This is a genomic window from uncultured Thiocystis sp. (assembly GCF_903866365.1).
GTDB lineage: Bacteria > Pseudomonadota > Gammaproteobacteria > Chromatiales > Chromatiaceae > Chromatium.
Window position 1 is genome coordinate 1 of the sequence record NZ_CAIPNF010000190.1, and the last position, 15,379, is coordinate 15,379.

The window sequence follows — 15,379 nt, forward strand, 5'->3', positions numbered from 1 at the left end:
CCCTTTGGGCGCTGCTCGTGGCGGAGCGGCGGTCCGGAGCGGGGCGAACCGGGGCAAAAATGGTTGTCGCCATTGCGCGAGTCCTGTCGGCGGCAGGAGCCCCCGACAGGTATCACGAGCGCAAACGCGACACTCCGGCGCATCATCGATGGGGTGCCAGCGATCATCCCTCTTCGTTAAAACCAGAATCCACTAGGCGGGCAAAAAGATGGCTGATGACAACATCGTAACCAAGAAAACTGCGGCCAAAAAAACGGCTCAGAAAAAGGCAGCAGACCCCAAGCCGGCTGTCGGTCACGCGACAGCGACAGCGACAAAGCCCGCGGCAAGTTCACCGAGCGCGCGGAAGACGACCGCGCCTGCCGCGACCGCCAAAAAGGCGCCCGCCGCCAAAAAGGCGCCTGCCGAAAAAGCCGTGTCTAACGCCACGGTCACGAAAACGACGGAAGCTGCCAAGTCCGCGGCAAAGCGAGTCGCCAATGACAGCTCGGTCAGCCTCAAGGGGATTGCGAATGTTTCGGTCGAGGCGCGTCAAAAAATGATCGCGGACGCGGCTTACTTCAAAGCCGAAAAACGCCATCGCGAGTCGACTCCCGAGGAGCGGGCACAGGACTGGATCGAAGCGGAGCACGAGATCGACGACCTCATCAATCGCGCAAAGACCATGACGAGCGCGTAAACCGCGTCCACGGCGGAGACTTGTTTTGCCCGTCCCAGACTCCGCTGGCCGCCCCAGGCGCGAAGCGCCAATGATGAATCCGTCACACCGCGAAGCGGTGTGGCACGAACGAGAAATCAAACCTTTCGGTCGCGTCGGCTCCAACCCTGACGAACTCCGGCGAAGCCGATCCGACGCGCCAACCGCGCATGCGAGTGCTTCGCTACTCAAGTTCCGAGACCAGGGCCTTGTCGTTGTCGTGATCGCGGTCTCGACATGGCGAATATTCGATTACGACAACGACCTGAGACGGTCTTGGGGTTTTCGCACAGTTGCACTCGACTGGGCGCGGTTCGCTCTCCTACAGACCCAACTCATCCAGTAGCGCCATGTCGACAAGTGACTGGGGATTCGCGAGCGCCGCGTTCTGCCGGGCCTGCTCATCGACGATTCTGTCGGGATCCACTTCTTCCAGATCGAAATCATGCAGCTTGATGAACTCGGTCTTGTCCATCGCCAGTTCCATGTAAAAGACGTTGCGACGCGCCGTGCTGAAGGCGACGCGACGCGACTGCGCGCGATCCAGATTGGTATCGATACTGACCATCACCTCCTTGTTGATGGTGAGCATCTTCGGCTGGTTCTGATTGATGCAAACCTGCAATTCATGACCGACATTGCCGGTGAAATCGCCCACGATCTGATTCATCAGCTCACCGAGCATATTGCCGACCTCCTCGGAGGTATGCTGGGTGGCCAACTCGGACTCCGGCATGCCCATGGAGAGCATGTAGGCGCGATAAAGCTCCATGGCGGACTGCGCCGAGAAGTTGATGATGACCAGACCGGAAAAACCGCCGTCGAACAGCACGAAACAGCCGATATCGGGCCTCAGGCAGGTGCGCGTGATCCGCTGGACCATCGGGGAATAGCTGATCTGGGTCTTGGTTGCCGCGGAGAGTACCTTTCGCACGGAGCTGCACAACATCACCAGGATGTCATCGGTCGATATCGTCTTTGGCTTTGTCAACGGTCTTGCTCTCAGTTAGGTTGGAAGATAGGAACGAGGCCGATCCCGTCCACCTCGGCTTCCCGCAGCACGGCAGGATGACGATACGTCAATGCCTCGACACCGCCGCCCGCGCGATTTCATCATAGACCTTTTCCAATTTGCGTACTTTAGAAGCTCCTGAAAGCGGCACTGACGCCAATGGTCAACCCGAGCGAGTCACCGCCATCCGGTGTTGCACACGCGAAGGGCGCAAAGATAAACACCTCCCGCCAGCGCCCGGCGTCATCCGCAACCGGGCCAGGATCAGGCTAACACCTGTCCGACCGCGTCGCAGAGCAATCCGAGTTCGACATCCGACATGAGATAGGGCGGCATCAGATACACCAGCCGCCCGAACGGACGCACCCAGACGCCCCGTTCGACGAACCGGCGCTGGAGCTCGCGCATTGCCACCGGCTGCTCCATCTCCACCACGCCGATGGCCCCCAGCACGCGCACCTCCGCCACCCCCGGCAGGCCGCGACAGGGTGCAAGACCCTCGTTCAATCCAGCCTCGATCCGGCGGATATTCGCCTGCCAGTCATCCGCCAGCAGCAGCTCGATACTGGCATTGGCGATGGCGCAGGCGAGCGGATTGCCCATGAAGGTCGGCCCGTGCATGAAGACGCCCGACGCGCCAGACGAAATGGTACGCGCGACCTGTTCAGTCGCCAGCGTCGCGGCCAGGGTCAGATAGCCGCCGGTCAGCGCCTTCCCGACCGTCATGAGGTCGGGCGCGATTCCGGCATGCTCACAGGCGAACAGCCGCCCGGTGCGTCCGAACCCGGTGGCGATCTCGTCGACGATCAGAAGCACCTCGAAGCGGTCGCACAGCGCGCGGACCTGTGCCAGATAGTCCGCGCTGTAGAACCGCATTCCGCCCGCGCCCTGGACGATGGGCTCCAGGATCACGGCGGCCAGTGCGCCATGATGACGCTCGATCAATTCGGCGAAGGGCGCGATGTCTTCCGGGTGGCAGGTCTCTCCGAAACGGCTGGTCGGCGCGGGCGCGAAGATCTGCTGGGGCAGCACGCGGCTGAAGAGATGGTGCATCCCGGTGACCGGATCGCACACCGACATCGCGTTGAAGGTGTCCCCATGGTAGCCGGAACGGATGGTCATGAGCCGATGCTTGTCCGGGCGTCCCGAGGCGATCCAGAACTGGAGCGCCATTTTGATCGCGACCTCCACCGCGACCGAGCCCGAATCGCAGAGAAAGACCTGCTGAAGCGGCTCCGGCGTCAGTTCGACCAACGCGCGCACCAGACGCATCGCCGGCTCATGGGTCAGCCCGCCGAACATGACATGCGACATCCGGTCGAGCTGATCGCGCGCCGCCTGATTCAGCGCTGGATGGTTGTAGCCATGGATGGCGCACCACCAGGACGACATGCCATCGATCAGCACCCGGCCGTCCAGGAGTTCTAGATAACAGCCATACGCCGCGCGCACCGGATAGACCGGATCGCGGTCGAGGGTCGAGGTATAGGGATGCCAGGCATGGGCCTGATCGATGGCAAGGATGTCGGCGCTCTCCACAAAACTGGGGTCTCCGGTTCAGGATCGGTTCAGGGTGCATTGGATAGGATGCGCTCAACGACGGGAGATTGGGCTCCCGTCGCATCCACCGAGGATCTCATCGATGAAACGTCAACGTCTGCTTCTTTCGCTGGCCACCGCCTTCCTGGCAAGTTCACTGCTGCTGCCGGTTCTGGCGGCGGCCGATGGACCCCGTCATCGCGGAGACGATGACCGCTACGAACGGTATGAACGATATGACAAGTATGACCGATATGACCGCTGGGAGCCGCCAAGACACGCGAAACGGCATTACTGGCACGATCACGACCGTCGTTATAGCAAGATCTATGTCCAGAGCCCGCCTCCCCCGCCACGGGTGATCTATCGGAATCCTCCTCCCCGGCATGACGTGGACAATGGACTCACCATCATCTATCGCGGCGCGTTTGACTGATCGGCGCGACCGCCTGGCGTCGGCGCGGGCGCGGTTTCAATCCGGCGCGAAGCGTTTCGCCACGCCGGAGCGCCTGCATCAGCCGCGACTATGCTAGATTCGCGCCTACCGTCACCGGCAGGAGAACCGGGAGCCCGTTCGCCATGCGCCTCGCCAGACTTGTTTTTGCCGCACTGATTCTACTCTCTCAGCCCCCGGCCTGGGCCGGTCGCGGCCAGGACGGGCAACTCTCGCCGAGCGAAGCCGGCGAGATTGCCAGCCGGCAGACCGGAGGCCGGGTACTGGCGGTCAAACCGGCCGACGGCGGCTATCGAGTGAAGATCCTGACGCCCGATGGTCAGGTGCGTTACGTCTTTGTTCCAGACCGCTAAAAGCGCGTCGCGCCGGACATCGTGCATCTCCTGATCGTCGAGGACGAACCCGAACTGCGCCGTCAGATCGTCGCGCGTCTGATGCGTGACGGCTGCATCGCCGAGGGCACCGGCGACGGCCAGGAGGGACTCTATCTGGCCAGCGAATACAGCTTCGACGCGGCGGTCATCGACCTGGGGCTTCCCGGACTCTCCGGTCTGGAGATCATCCGCCAGCTTCGCGCGCGCGAAAGCCTGCTGCCCATCCTCATCCTGACCGCCCGCGACCGCTGGCAGGACAAGGTGGAAGGTCTGGAAGCCGGCGCGGACGATTATCTGGTCAAACCATTCCAGTCCGAGGAACTCCTCGCCCGTCTGCGCGCGCTGGTCCGGCGCGCCGCCGGAACCGCCTCGCGCGCGCTGCGCCGGGGTCCGCTACGGCTGGATCTGACGACCGAAAAGGTCTGGATCCACGACCGTCCGCTGGATCTGACCGCCTACGAATACCGTCTGCTCGAACAGCTCGCGGCCAGCCAGGGCAAGGTGCTCTCCAAGCAGGCGCTGGCCGACCGGCTCTATCCGCATGACGAGGACCGCGAGAGCAATGTCATCGAGGTGCTGGTCGGGCGGCTGCGGCGCAAACTCGACCCGGACGGCTCGCTTGCCCCCATCGAAACCCTGCGCGGACGCGGCTATCGTCTGACCCTGACCGACGAACTCACGCAGGACGGCGCGGAATGATGTCGCTGCGCACGCGCGTAGTGCTGTCCGCCGCCGCCGTGCTGGCCGTCTTCATCCTCTTGACCAGCCTGGCCCTGGAGCGCGCGGTGCGCGACACCGCCGAATCCGCGCGCGAGGATCGCTTGCAGGCACAGATCTTTCTGCTGATGGCGGCGGGCGAGGAGGAATCGTCGGGGTTGGTGTTTCCCAATGCGCTCGCCGAATCCAGGCTCACCCTGCCGGATTCCGGACTGTACGCACTGGTCCTGAACGCGCTGGGCGATCCGATCTGGCAATCCCCGTCCGCCGTGGGCGTGGACATCCCCCTGCCCCAGCCGCTCGCCCCCGGACAGCGGCGCTTCGAGCGCCGGCAGGGGAACGATGGACAAGACTATCTGGTGCTCGGGTTCGGCGTGTCCTGGGCCACCGGCCCCGTGCCGCAGGACTACAGCTTCGTCGTCGCCGAGGATTCGTCCGCGTTCGAGTCCGAGGTGGGCCAGTTTCGCGCCAGCCTCGCCGGCTGGCTGGGCCTCATGGGGCTGCTGATGCTCGTGGCGCTGGTGCTGATTTTGCGTTGGGGACTGACTCCCTTACGTCGGGTCGCGGCGGAGGTGGCGGCCATCGAATCCGGCGATCAGACGCAGATCCAGGGCCGCTATCCCACTGAGATTCGCGCCCTGACCGGCAATCTGAATGCATTGCTCGCCCATGAGCGGGCGCGTCAGCGGCGTCTCGACAATACGCTCGGCGACCTTGCCCACAGTCTCAAGACGCCGCTCGCGGTCATGCGCGGCGCGCTCGACGAAGAGGACAACCCGACGGCAGACCTGCTGCGGGAACAACTGGCGCGCATGGGAACGATCGTCGAGTATCAGCTGCAACGGGCGCGCGCCGGCGGCCAGAAGGCGGCGACACTGGCCCCGCCGATCCCCGTGCGGCGGGTCGCGGAACGCCTGACGGCGTCCTTGACCAAAGTTCGCCGCGACAAATCGGTGGCGGTCACGCTGGACATTGACCCGGCGGCGCATTTTCGTGGCGTCGAGGGGGATCTGTTCGAGATGCTCGGCAATCTGCTGGAAAACGCCTTTAAGTGGTGCAATCGACAGATCCGCGTCTCCGGCGCATCCAGTCGGGGCGTCCTGACCATCACGGTCGAGGACGATGGCCCCGGCATCCCGCCCGACCAAGCGGTCCGACTTCTCGAACGAGGGGCGCGCGCGGACGAGGCGACGCCTGGACATGGCATCGGACTCGCCGTGGTGCGCGAATTGTGCGAGGCGTATGGTGGCGACATTCGGGTCGAGCGCAGTTCACTGGGTGGTGCGAGGTTGAGACTGCGACTGCCGAATTAGGCGGTGTCGCGAGATGAAGGAAGTGTTCAGTCGCTGCCGACACGCCCAAACGGCCGACAACATGTCGGCGGTAGGGACGCGCTTTCGTCAGTATCCGTGCGGATTCGCGGACTGCCAGCGCCAGGCGTCGCTCACCATGTCGTCGATCCCATGCTCGGCCTGCCATCCCAACTCCTCCCGCGCGAGAGTCGGATCGGCGTAACAGACGGCGATGTCGCCGGCGCGGCGCGCGACGATGTCATAGGGGACGGGCCGCCCGCTCACCCGCTCGAAAGCGGCGACCATCTCCAGCACGCTGTAACCCTGTCCGGTTCCCAGGTTATGCACCATCACCCCCGGATTCGACTGGAGTTTGCGCAGGGCCGCGAGATGACCGCGCGCCAGATCGACGACATGGATATAGTCGCGCACGCCCGTGCCATCGGCGGTCGGATAGTCGTTGCCGAAGACCCGCAGCCGGTCCAGCTTGCCCACGGCGACTTGGGCGACATAGGGCATCAGATTGTTCGGAATGCCGTTGGGATCCTCGCCGATGCGCCCGCTCGGATGGGCGCCGACCGGATTGAAATAGCGCAGCAGCGAGATGTTCCAGGCACGGTCGGACACCCACAGATCGCGCAGGATCTCTTCGATGAAGAGCTTCGAGCGGCCATAGGGATTGGTCGCGGAGAGCGGAAAATCCTCGCGGATCGGCACGCTGGCCGGATCGCCGTAGACGGTCGCGGAGGAGCTGAAGACGATGTTTTTCACGCCCGCCGCAGCCATGGCTTGACAGAGCGCGAGGGTGCCGCCGAGATTGTTGTCGTAATAGTGCAGCGGCATCTCGACCGACTCGCCGACGGCCTTGAGTCCGGCGAAATGGATCACGGCATCGAAACGGCCCTCGCGCAGGATAGCGTCCAGGGCGGAACGGTCTCGCAGATCGGCCTGGACGAATCCGAGATCCTTGCCGGCGATCTCGCGCACCCGATGCAGCGATTCCTCCTTGCTGTTGCTCAGGTTGTCGACGACGACGACCTCCAGGCCCGCCGCCAGCAGTTCCACGCAGGTGTGGCTGCCGATATACCCCGCCCCGCCCGTCACCAGAACCCGCATCGCGCATCTCCTTATTCTTTGGAATGGAGGCGCTAGTGTAGCCGAATCAGGCATCCGTCAGGCTTGCCGCCTGCACCTCGCCGTCTATCCGCAGACGCTGACGCAGCCGTCTCAGCGGCTCGGGATCGAGCGCGTCGGCGAACAAGGGCAGCGCATGGCGGCGCAGCCAGCCGGAGCGAAAATTCAGCACCACCAGCGGCAGGCTCACGAAGGTCGCCGGAGACAGGCTCGCCGCGATCTCGGCGCCGGAGTTCAGGGTGAGCAGCCAAGCCCCGTCTGACTGCCACAGCGCTGTCCGAATCGACCAGGGCGCCCGTCTCAGTACATGGACCGCAAAAGCATGGAAGGTGCCGAGCCCCACCAGAATCCAAAAAGGATAGCGATAGAGACCGATCGGCAGCATGACAACGACCGCGCCGGCCAGTGCGTGAATGAATCCCGTAAAGATCGCCAGTCGCCAGGATCGTCGGGGCCGGATCAATAGCGGCAAACGTTCGCGGTGAGACGCCACGCCGGATTACCGCGCGGTCCCAGGCGGCGTCCGCTGGTCGGGCGGCGCTGCGTTGAGCGACGTCGGTCGCTCCCGCGCGACCTCGACAATCCGCCGGACCAGCTCGCCGAGCGCCAGGTCTGGCGGTTGCGCGCGCGCCATGAACCAATCGCTCAGACTGGTATCCTGCTCGCCAAGCAATCGCCGGAAGGTCAACCGCTCCGGCTCGGTCAGAGCGCTGTAGCCAAGATCGAGAAAGCGATCCAGCAGATGATCGAGTTCCAGCATCCCGCGCCGGCACTGCCAGCGCAGACGGCGGATTTGCTGATCCGTGGAGAGCGAGGAAACGTCCTGCATCTCAGACTCCGTGAGGGTGACGATCTGGCCCGAATCCGCCACTGAGAACCGCGCCAGCACGCGCCTTCCGCGTCACCGGGTTTCGACCGCGAACCCCACCAGTGTCCGGCGTTCGCGGCTGAATCGTCAAAGCCCCTTCTCCAACATCAACTCCTTGATCCGCCCGATGGCGCGGGTTGGATTCAGCCCCTTGGGACAGACCTCGACACAGTTCATGATACTGTGACAGCGGAACAGTTTGTACGGCCCTTCGAGCGCGTCCAACCGTTCCTCGGTCGCCTGATCGCGGCTATCGGCCAGAAAACGCCAGGATTGCAGCAGCGCGGCCGGTCCATGAAACTTCTCGGGATTCCACCAGAACGACGGGCAGGCGGTGGAGCAACAGCCGCAGAGGATGCACTCATAGAGCCCATCGAGTTGGTCGCGATCCGCCGGGGTTTGCAGAATCTCCTGCTCCGGCAGCGGATCCTTGCGCACCAGATAGGGCTCGACCGCCCGGTATTGCTCGTAGAACTGAGTCATGTCGACCACCAGGTCGCGGATCACCGGGCGCCCCGGCAGCGGACGCACCGTGATCGGCTGTTTCAACTCGGTGATCGGCGTGATGCAGGCCAGCACATTGCGGCCATTCGCATTGACCGCATCGGAGCCGCACACGCCCTCGCCGCAGGAATGACGAAAGCTAAAGCTCTCGTCCTGTTGCTTCACCTCCAGCAGTGCGACGCGCAGCATCATGCCCTGGAATGTCTTGACCTCGTAGTCACGCATCTGGGGCTTCCGGTCGGTGTCCGGATTGTAGCGATAGATACTGATGATCATGCCGTATCCCAAGTGACGAGAGAAAATTTGAAGTGGAATGCGTTTCTGGCGTTGCAAAGCAACTTTGCCATTTTCGTCAGATTGGCGCGAAGTGACGTGTTCAAGCGATTCGGCTCGTCCCAGGCTCCAGCGTCATCCCGGCCCGCGTCAGCGCGATTCGCCAAAGATCCGTTCAAGGCTATCGCAGTCGAGCAGCTGATCGGTCCACCACTCGATTTCGCTTTCCGCAGCCTGCTCCAGACGCTCGTCGACCCAGGCCGGCAGCGCACCGAAGCGACGCATCAACAGGCGACGCAGGATCTTGGTTTCGCCCCGGTGGACGCCCTGCTCGATACCCTGCTCGATGCCCTGCTCGATACCCTGCTCGATGCCCTGCTCGATGCCCTGCTCGATGCCCTGCTCGATGCCCTGCTCGATGCCCTGCTCGATGCCCTGCTCGATGCCCTGCTTCCAGCCCAACTCCTTCCACTCCTCGACCCAGGTTTTGACGGTTTCGGCCAACATGCTGTGTAGCTCCTCGAGTTCGATGACATTCGGGATGACCACGCCGGGTACCCTTGACGGGAGCAGCACCCGCTTGAGCCAGACCACGAAGGCACGACGCAGTTCGGTCTGTTCCGGGGCGGCGAGCCAGTCAAGCAGACTGGCCACTACCCGTTGGATATCCGCTGGCGCGCGACTGTTTTCCAGGCGGAACAAGGCCGCCGCGACATTGCGCAGACCGGCCAGATCAGACTCGGCGTAGCGGCGTTCTTCGAGCAAAAGATAGCGGATTTGCGGTTGCCAGGCGCGCAGTTGCGCCGGCAGATCGGGGTCGATCAGGTCGGACAGGCTGGTCTTCGCGGTCCAGGGATCGCGGCCATTGTAGAGGACGATGGGCAAGACCGCCGGCAGCGGTTCGCCCGCGCGAATGGCACCGGACTTGCGCAGGTCTTCATAGAGCAGGCCCACATAGGTGAGCAGACGCACGGCCATGTACGGATCGACGCTGGATTGGAATTCCAGCAGCAGATAGACATAGAGCCAGTGTTCGCGCCCTTCCTTGATCAGGCGCAGACGCCAGAGGATATCGTCCTCGCGTTCGCGCAGGTCGTGGCAAACGCCGATCTCGCGCACTCGTTCCAGGGTGTCGAAATCCAGCGACTGCGTCCAATCCTCGTTGACGAAGCCGCGAATCAGGTCGGCGACCAGCTCGCGGTGAGAGAACAGCAATTTGTAGGAGGAGTCGTGTTCGGCCATGAGGTGTGGGGTGCCGCGATTCAATACACCCGCTCTTTCGGCGGGAAAGACTCGACCGTCAGCGGCTTGGTCCGCACCGGTTTGTAATCCATGCGGTCACCGTCTTGCGAGTAGAGGCTGTGCTTGAGCCAGACCTGATCGTCGCGTTCGGGATAATCCGGCCGCGAGTGAGCGCCGCGGCTCTCCTGGCGATGCAGCGCCGAAACCGCAATGGACATCCCGACATCCATCATATTTTCAAGCTCCAGCGCCTCGATGCGCGCGGTGTTGAAAACCTTGGAGTGATCGGTCAGACGCACCTCGGGGAGCCGCTCGCGCAGTTCGCAGAGCTTCTGATAGCCCTCGGTCATGATCGCTTCGGTGCGGAAGACGCCGGCATGGTCTTCCATGCACTTGCGGAAATCGGCGCGCATCTTCTGCACCGGGATGCCTTCGTCCTGCTGGTCCCAGCGTGTCAGGCGCGCCATCGCCCGGTCCAGACTGACTGAATCGACCGTGCGCTGATAGGGATTCTCGCGGACATAATCGATGATGTCCTTGCCCGCCAGACGCCCGAAGACCAGGATGTCCAGCAGCGAGTTTCCGCCGAGCCGGTTGGCCCCGTGGACCGAGGCGCAGGCGCACTCGCCCGCCGCGTAGAGCCCGGCCACGACATCTTCCGAGCCGTGACCAACCGGCACGGCAACTCGCCCGAAACGGTCGGTCGGAATCCCGCCCATGGCGTAATGCGCGGTCGGAAAGACCGGGATCGGCTCGATGACGGGATCGACACCGGCGAAAATTTTGCTGGATTCGCGAATCCCCGGCAGCCGCTTGGAGATCACCGCCTCGCCCAGATGATCGAGCTTGAGCATGACGTAATCGCCGTGCTCGCCACAGCCGCGACCCTCCTTGACCTCGGTGACGATGGCGCGCGAGACCACGTCGCGGCTGGCCAGATCCTTGGCGCGCGGGGCATAGCGTTCCATGAACCGCTCGCCGTCCTTGTTGATCAGATAACCGCCCTCGCCGCGCGTGCCCTCGGTGATCAGCATCCCCTTGCCGGCGATGCCGGTCGGATGGAACTGGAAGAACTCCATGTCCATCAACGGAATCCCGGCCCGCAACGCCATCGCCGCCCCATCGCCGGTGTTGATATGGGCGTTGGAGGTGGTGCGGAACACCTGACCCCAGCCGCCGGTGGCCAGGAGCGTCGCCTTGGATTCGATCAGCAGCGGCTCGCCGGTCTCAATCTCCAGCACCAGCGCGCCGCAGATGACGCCCTCGGCATCGCGCACCAGATCGAGCGCGAAGAACTCGTCGAAGAAATGGGTGCGGGCGCGGATATTCTGTTGATAGAGCGTGTGCAGGATCGCATGCCCGGTGCGATCCGCCGCCGCGCAGGTGCGCGCCGCCTGATCGCCGCCGAAGTTCTGGCTCTGACCGCCGAAGGCGCGCTGATAGATCTTGCCGTTGTCGAGCCGCGAAAAGGGCACGCCGGCATGTTCCAGTTCATAAACGGTCGGGATCGCCTCGCGGCACATGAACTCGATGGCGTCCTGATCGCCCAGATAGTCCGACCCCTTGACCGTATCGAACATATGCCAGTGCCAGGAATCGGGCATGACATTGGCCAGCGCCGCGTTGACACCGCCCTGCGCGGCCACGGTATGCGAGCGGGTCGGGAAGACCTTGGAGACGACGGCGACGCGCAGCTCTGCGCTCGCCAGTTGCAGAGCCGCGTTCAGACCCGCGCCGCCCGCGCCGACGATCAGTGCGTCGAAATGACGTGTTGGCAGACTCATGCGTAACCCCTCAGACCCGCGGTGACGATCGCCTTGAAGACCCAGAGTCCGGAGGCAATGAAAACGAAGCCAAACAGCATCATCAAACCGATGCGCAAACCGAGCGCATGCACATAGTCGATCAGCACATCGCGGAGACCGACCCAGGCATGCGCCAGCACCAGCGGCACGCACAGCAGCAGCCCGATGGCGACCGGCGGTCGATTGACCCAGGCCAGCAACGCCGCGTGATCCCGGGGCGCATCGAAGACGACATGCAGCAGCAGATAGCCCAGAAAGAGCGCGAGATAAGCGGCCGTGGTGCGTTGAATCAACCATGCCATGAGTCCGGAGGCTTGACGACTCATCGCGTCAGCCCTCCGAGCGCGAGCAGCAGGACCGGCAGCACCAGCGCCGCGATCAGGACGATCCAGGAATTGCGTCGCGCGACCGGCCGGTCGAGTCCGATATCCAGATCCATCAGCAGATGCCGGAGCCCCGCGAGCAGATGATGCAGCAGACTCCAGAGCAGTAACAGCAGGACCAGCCTGACCGGCCAGGAATCCAGCAACGCCGCGGTCGCGGCGAACCCGTCCGGCCCGGACAGCGCCTGCTCGAACAGCATGGCGGCGACCGGGATGGCGAGCACCATCAGGATCCCGCTGAGACGATGAAGGATGGAGACAAAGCCAGGAATGGGCAGATGGATTCGCCACAATTCCAGGAAGACGGGTCTGGTGGTTGGCATGCGTTTTCCCTTGGTAACGTGCGGGCGAGCAGTCAGGATGTCGGACTGTTTCCATCGAGACCGGAGCGATCCCAGGATTGAGCGGCGAAGGCGCGACGATACCCCATCGATCACGGCCATCGGCACCGAGCGCCGCCTTTTTGTGCAGCGCAACAGAATAGCGTTATTCTCCGGCGGCGATCAATTGGTTTTGTCGAGGATCGCGAGGTCAGCTAAGACGATGTATAGTTTATACATCATCTTGATCAAGGCATTCATTTCCGATGATCCGAACGCAAATTTTTCTGACCCATGACCAGAGTCACCAATTGCGCGAGTTGAAAAAGGTGACAGGCAAGAACCAGAGCGAATTGATCCGTCAGGCCATCGATACCTATCTCGACCGGCAGACGACGACCGATCGCCAGGCGATTCTTGAGTCCGCACGCGGCCTTTGGCGGGATCGCCAGGATCTTCCCGATCTCTTTGCGCTACGGGCCGAGTTTGAGCGAGGCGGTCAGTGAATCAAGGCCCGATCCTCGTCGACACCGACATTCTGATCGATTTTCTCCGGGACCGGCGGGAAGCCGTCTTGTGGGTCGCGGGGCTCGCGGGCGACGTTCATCTCTCCACGATGACAATCGCCGAACTCTACGCCGGTGTCCGCGACGGTCGCGAGCGGGAAACGCTGACCGCCTTTCTCGGGTTGTTCAAGACAGTTCCGATCGACGACCGGATCGCTCGTCAGGGCGGACTGCTGCGTCGGGACTGGGGGAAGTCGCATGGCGCCGGTCTCGCGGATTGTCTCATCGCCGCCTCGGCGCTTTCGCTCGACGCGACACTCGCCACGCTCAATCGCAAACATTTCCCGATGCTCGAACGTCTTTTAGTGCCCTACGAAAAAGCCTGACCGACCGCCGCCTTGCCCGCTGACTTCGGCAACAGAAACGCCAGCCCGCCAAGAATCAGCGTACTTCCCAGCAGAAACAGATGCAGGTTGACCGCGCCGGCCAGCGCCAGTTTGGGATCGACCCCCAGCGGCGCCAGCGCCGCGACCGCCGCCAATTCGTAACTGCCGCTGCCGGCGATGCCGTGGAAAGGCAACACGCTGGAAAGTTCGGCACCCATGACCCCGGCGAGCAGACGCCATAAATCCAATGGCAGAAAGAACTTCAGCAGACTGGTGAAGGCCGCGAACTTGAGAGTCCAGATCAGGGCCGTCCAACCATAGACCCGCGCGACCAGCCAGTGATCGCGGGGCGCGGCCAGCAGCACCCGGCGAATGGTCGAGCGGATCTTTCCGTTTCCGGCCAGCCTCGCCGCCTCGCCCATCCCGCTGACGAACACGATCAACGCCAGCCCCGCGACCCAGAGCAGGGCCAGGCCCCACCAGATCCAGGAGGGTCGGCTCAGATTCAGGATGAGGATCGCGATCAGCGCCAGGAAATGCAGATCCAGCAGCCGGATCCACAGCAGCGCCGCGGCCGAATCCAGCAGTCCATGCCCGAAATAACGGCGCATCAGCCAGGGGAAAACCAGCTCGCCCGCGCGCATGGGCAGTAGATTGTTCGCCGTGTTATGCAAGATGCTTAGACGCAGCACGGCGGGGAATTGCCCGCTGAAACGGGGTCGAAAATAGTCGCTCACCCGCACCGCGCGCAGTGCGTAACTGAGCGCCGTCAGCAGAAACAGCCAACCCAGCAGCCAGGGCGAGAGTTCGCGCCAGGGCGCGAGCAGCGGTCCCCAGCCGATCGTCCATTGCACGGCCGCGAGCAGCGCCAGCAGCAAGATTCCGCCCAAAACCCAATCGCGCGGGCGTCCGAGCCGCGGGACGCCCTGCCCTTTCGTCTCCTCGTTCACTGGGCTCATTTGCGGCGTCTCCGTTTCGGCGGATAAATCGGCGGCTCGCCGGGCGGGCGAGTCTTGAAGCGTCGATGGACCCAGAAATACTGCTCCGGCATGCTGTGAAGACGCGCCTCGATGACCGCGTTCATGCGTGCGGCGTCCTGGTGCGGATCGCCGCTGGGAAAGTCCGCGAGCGGCGGATCGAAAATCACTTCCAGCCCGCGCCCCCAGGGCAGGAAGCGCGCGAAGGTCGGGATGACGACCGCGTCGGTCAGGGCCGCGAAACGTCCGAGCATAGGCACGGTCGCCGCGGGCTGACCACAGAAGGGAACGAAGATCCCGCGCCGCCCGGCGTCCTGATCGGGCAGATAGATGAAGGGCGCGCCCTTGCGGATCTCGCGGATCAAGCCGCGCAGATCGTCCTGACGCTCGACCGGGATACTGCCGAACTGACAGCGCGCGGTTCGCACCCGCCAATCCATGACCGGGTTGCGGACCTTCTGATACATATGGACGCCCGGATGGACCAGGGCCATAAAGGCCGCCCCGCCGAGTTCCAGTGCGATGAAATGGGGCGCCAGCAGAATCACCGGACGCCCTTCCGCGATGCAGCTATCGATGAATTCGCGGTTGCGGATGAGCGTCAGGCGGGCGATGCGCGCGCGCGAGATGCCCCAGCGCACGCCCTGACTCAGTGCCGCGACCCCGAGCCAGCCGAAATGGGCGCGGAGAATGCGTTCGCGCTCGGCCGGGCTCGCGTCGGGCAGACAAAGCTCCAGATTGCGGCGCCCGACCAGTCGTCGCGCGCTGGCAAACCGATAGCCCAAGCGGCCCAGCAGGGTACCAAGCGCCCAGATCACGGGAAAAGGTAGCCGTCCCAGTCCCTGAATCAGCCCGACGGCGACCCAACTCAGCCAATAGCGCGGATGCGAGAGCAC

19 protein-coding genes are annotated in these 15,379 nt (G+C 63.6%); 7 read left to right on the plus strand and 12 right to left on the minus strand.

Annotated elements, in window-relative coordinates; translation table 11 throughout:
• Positions 1-208: 208 nt before the first annotated feature.
• Positions 209-679 (plus strand): DUF2934 domain-containing protein, encoded by a 471-nt coding sequence (locus QZY07_RS10870; protein ID WP_295402373.1) that lies wholly within the window; start codon positions 209-211, stop codon positions 677-679.
• Between the two features lie 340 nt (positions 680-1,019).
• On the opposite strand, the gene QZY07_RS10875 is transcribed toward QZY07_RS10870, so the two are convergent.
• Positions 1,020-1,688, minus strand: a complete 669-nt coding sequence (locus QZY07_RS10875) for a DUF3334 family protein (RefSeq protein ID WP_295402374.1) — start codon at positions 1,686-1,688, stop codon at positions 1,020-1,022.
• Between the two features lie 285 nt (positions 1,689-1,973).
• Positions 1,974-3,248 (minus strand): adenosylmethionine--8-amino-7-oxononanoate transaminase, encoded by a 1,275-nt coding sequence (gene bioA / locus QZY07_RS10880; RefSeq protein ID WP_295402376.1) that lies wholly within the window; start codon positions 3,246-3,248, stop codon positions 1,974-1,976.
• Positions 3,249-3,351: 103 nt separating this feature from the next.
• On the opposite strand from bioA, the gene QZY07_RS10885 reads away from it, so the two are divergent.
• The 4 genes from QZY07_RS10885 (at position 3,352) to QZY07_RS10900 (ending at position 6,106) form a co-directional block, all read left to right on the plus strand.
• Positions 3,352-3,684: a hypothetical protein gene (locus tag QZY07_RS10885; RefSeq protein ID WP_295402378.1), complete on the plus strand. Its 333-nt coding sequence runs from the start codon at positions 3,352-3,354 to the stop codon at positions 3,682-3,684.
• 143 nt (positions 3,685-3,827) lie between these two features.
• Positions 3,828-4,055 (plus strand): hypothetical protein, encoded by a 228-nt coding sequence (locus tag QZY07_RS10890; protein ID WP_295402380.1) that lies wholly within the window; start codon positions 3,828-3,830, stop codon positions 4,053-4,055.
• Positions 4,056-4,076: 21 nt separating this feature from the next.
• On the plus strand, positions 4,077-4,775 hold the full coding sequence (locus QZY07_RS10895) for a response regulator transcription factor (RefSeq protein WP_295402382.1): 699 nt from the start codon (positions 4,077-4,079) through the stop codon (positions 4,773-4,775).
• Positions 4,772-6,106, plus strand: coding sequence for an ATP-binding protein (locus tag QZY07_RS10900; protein WP_295402384.1), 1,335 nt, complete (start codon positions 4,772-4,774; stop codon positions 6,104-6,106). Before QZY07_RS10895 ends, QZY07_RS10900 begins: the two co-directional genes overlap by 4 nt.
• 87 nt (positions 6,107-6,193) lie before the next feature.
• Here QZY07_RS10900 and galE read toward each other — a convergent pair whose 3' ends face one another.
• The 8 genes from galE to sdhC all read right to left on the minus strand — a co-directional run bounded on the left by galE (position 6,194) and on the right by sdhC (position 12,617).
• Entirely contained in the window at positions 6,194-7,201 is a 1,008-nt protein-coding gene (gene galE / locus QZY07_RS10905; protein ID WP_295402385.1) for a UDP-glucose 4-epimerase GalE, read from the minus strand.
• Positions 7,202-7,247: 46 nt separating this feature from the next.
• The gene (locus QZY07_RS10910) at positions 7,248-7,712 is read right to left on the minus strand and encodes a protein YgfX (RefSeq protein ID WP_295402386.1); all 465 of its coding nucleotides are present in this window, start codon (positions 7,710-7,712) and stop codon (positions 7,248-7,250) included.
• 6 nt (positions 7,713-7,718) lie between these two features.
• The gene (locus QZY07_RS10915; protein WP_295402387.1) at positions 7,719-8,048 is read right to left on the minus strand and encodes a succinate dehydrogenase assembly factor 2; all 330 of its coding nucleotides are present in this window, start codon (positions 8,046-8,048) and stop codon (positions 7,719-7,721) included.
• 126 nt (positions 8,049-8,174) lie between these two features.
• Positions 8,175-8,867 (minus strand): succinate dehydrogenase iron-sulfur subunit, encoded by a 693-nt coding sequence (locus QZY07_RS10920; RefSeq protein WP_295402388.1) that lies wholly within the window; start codon positions 8,865-8,867, stop codon positions 8,175-8,177.
• Between the two features lie 147 nt (positions 8,868-9,014).
• Positions 9,015-10,106 (minus strand): Rpn family recombination-promoting nuclease/putative transposase, encoded by a 1,092-nt coding sequence (locus QZY07_RS10925; protein WP_295402389.1) that lies wholly within the window; start codon positions 10,104-10,106, stop codon positions 9,015-9,017.
• A gap of 20 nt (positions 10,107-10,126) precedes the next feature.
• On the minus strand, positions 10,127-11,890 hold the full coding sequence (gene sdhA, locus QZY07_RS10930; protein ID WP_295402390.1) for a succinate dehydrogenase flavoprotein subunit: 1,764 nt from the start codon (positions 11,888-11,890) through the stop codon (positions 10,127-10,129).
• Complete coding sequence (sdhD, locus tag QZY07_RS10935; RefSeq protein WP_295402391.1) at positions 11,887-12,237, minus strand: succinate dehydrogenase, hydrophobic membrane anchor protein; 351 nt, start codon at positions 12,235-12,237, stop codon at positions 11,887-11,889. The genes sdhA and sdhD overlap by 4 nt, the downstream gene beginning before the upstream one ends.
• Complete coding sequence (sdhC, locus tag QZY07_RS10940) at positions 12,234-12,617, minus strand: succinate dehydrogenase, cytochrome b556 subunit (protein ID WP_295402392.1); 384 nt, start codon at positions 12,615-12,617, stop codon at positions 12,234-12,236. The genes sdhD and sdhC overlap by 4 nt, the downstream gene beginning before the upstream one ends.
• Before the next feature lie 263 nt (positions 12,618-12,880).
• On the opposite strand from sdhC, the gene QZY07_RS10945 reads away from it, so the two are divergent.
• Positions 12,881-13,120, plus strand: a complete 240-nt coding sequence (locus tag QZY07_RS10945; RefSeq protein WP_295402393.1) for a ribbon-helix-helix protein, CopG family — start codon at positions 12,881-12,883, stop codon at positions 13,118-13,120.
• Complete coding sequence (locus QZY07_RS10950) at positions 13,117-13,506, plus strand: type II toxin-antitoxin system VapC family toxin (protein ID WP_295402394.1); 390 nt, start codon at positions 13,117-13,119, stop codon at positions 13,504-13,506. Before QZY07_RS10945 ends, QZY07_RS10950 begins: the two co-directional genes overlap by 4 nt.
• Here the strand turns inward: QZY07_RS10950 and QZY07_RS10955 are convergent.
• Positions 13,491-14,465, minus strand: a complete 975-nt coding sequence (locus tag QZY07_RS10955; protein ID WP_295402395.1) for a lysylphosphatidylglycerol synthase transmembrane domain-containing protein — start codon at positions 14,463-14,465, stop codon at positions 13,491-13,493. The two genes, QZY07_RS10950 and QZY07_RS10955, sit on opposite strands and share 16 nt — an antisense overlap.
• Positions 14,462-15,379: a lipid A biosynthesis acyltransferase gene (locus QZY07_RS10960; RefSeq protein ID WP_295402396.1), complete on the minus strand. Its 918-nt coding sequence runs from the start codon at positions 15,377-15,379 to the stop codon at positions 14,462-14,464. Before QZY07_RS10960 ends, QZY07_RS10955 begins: the two co-directional genes overlap by 4 nt.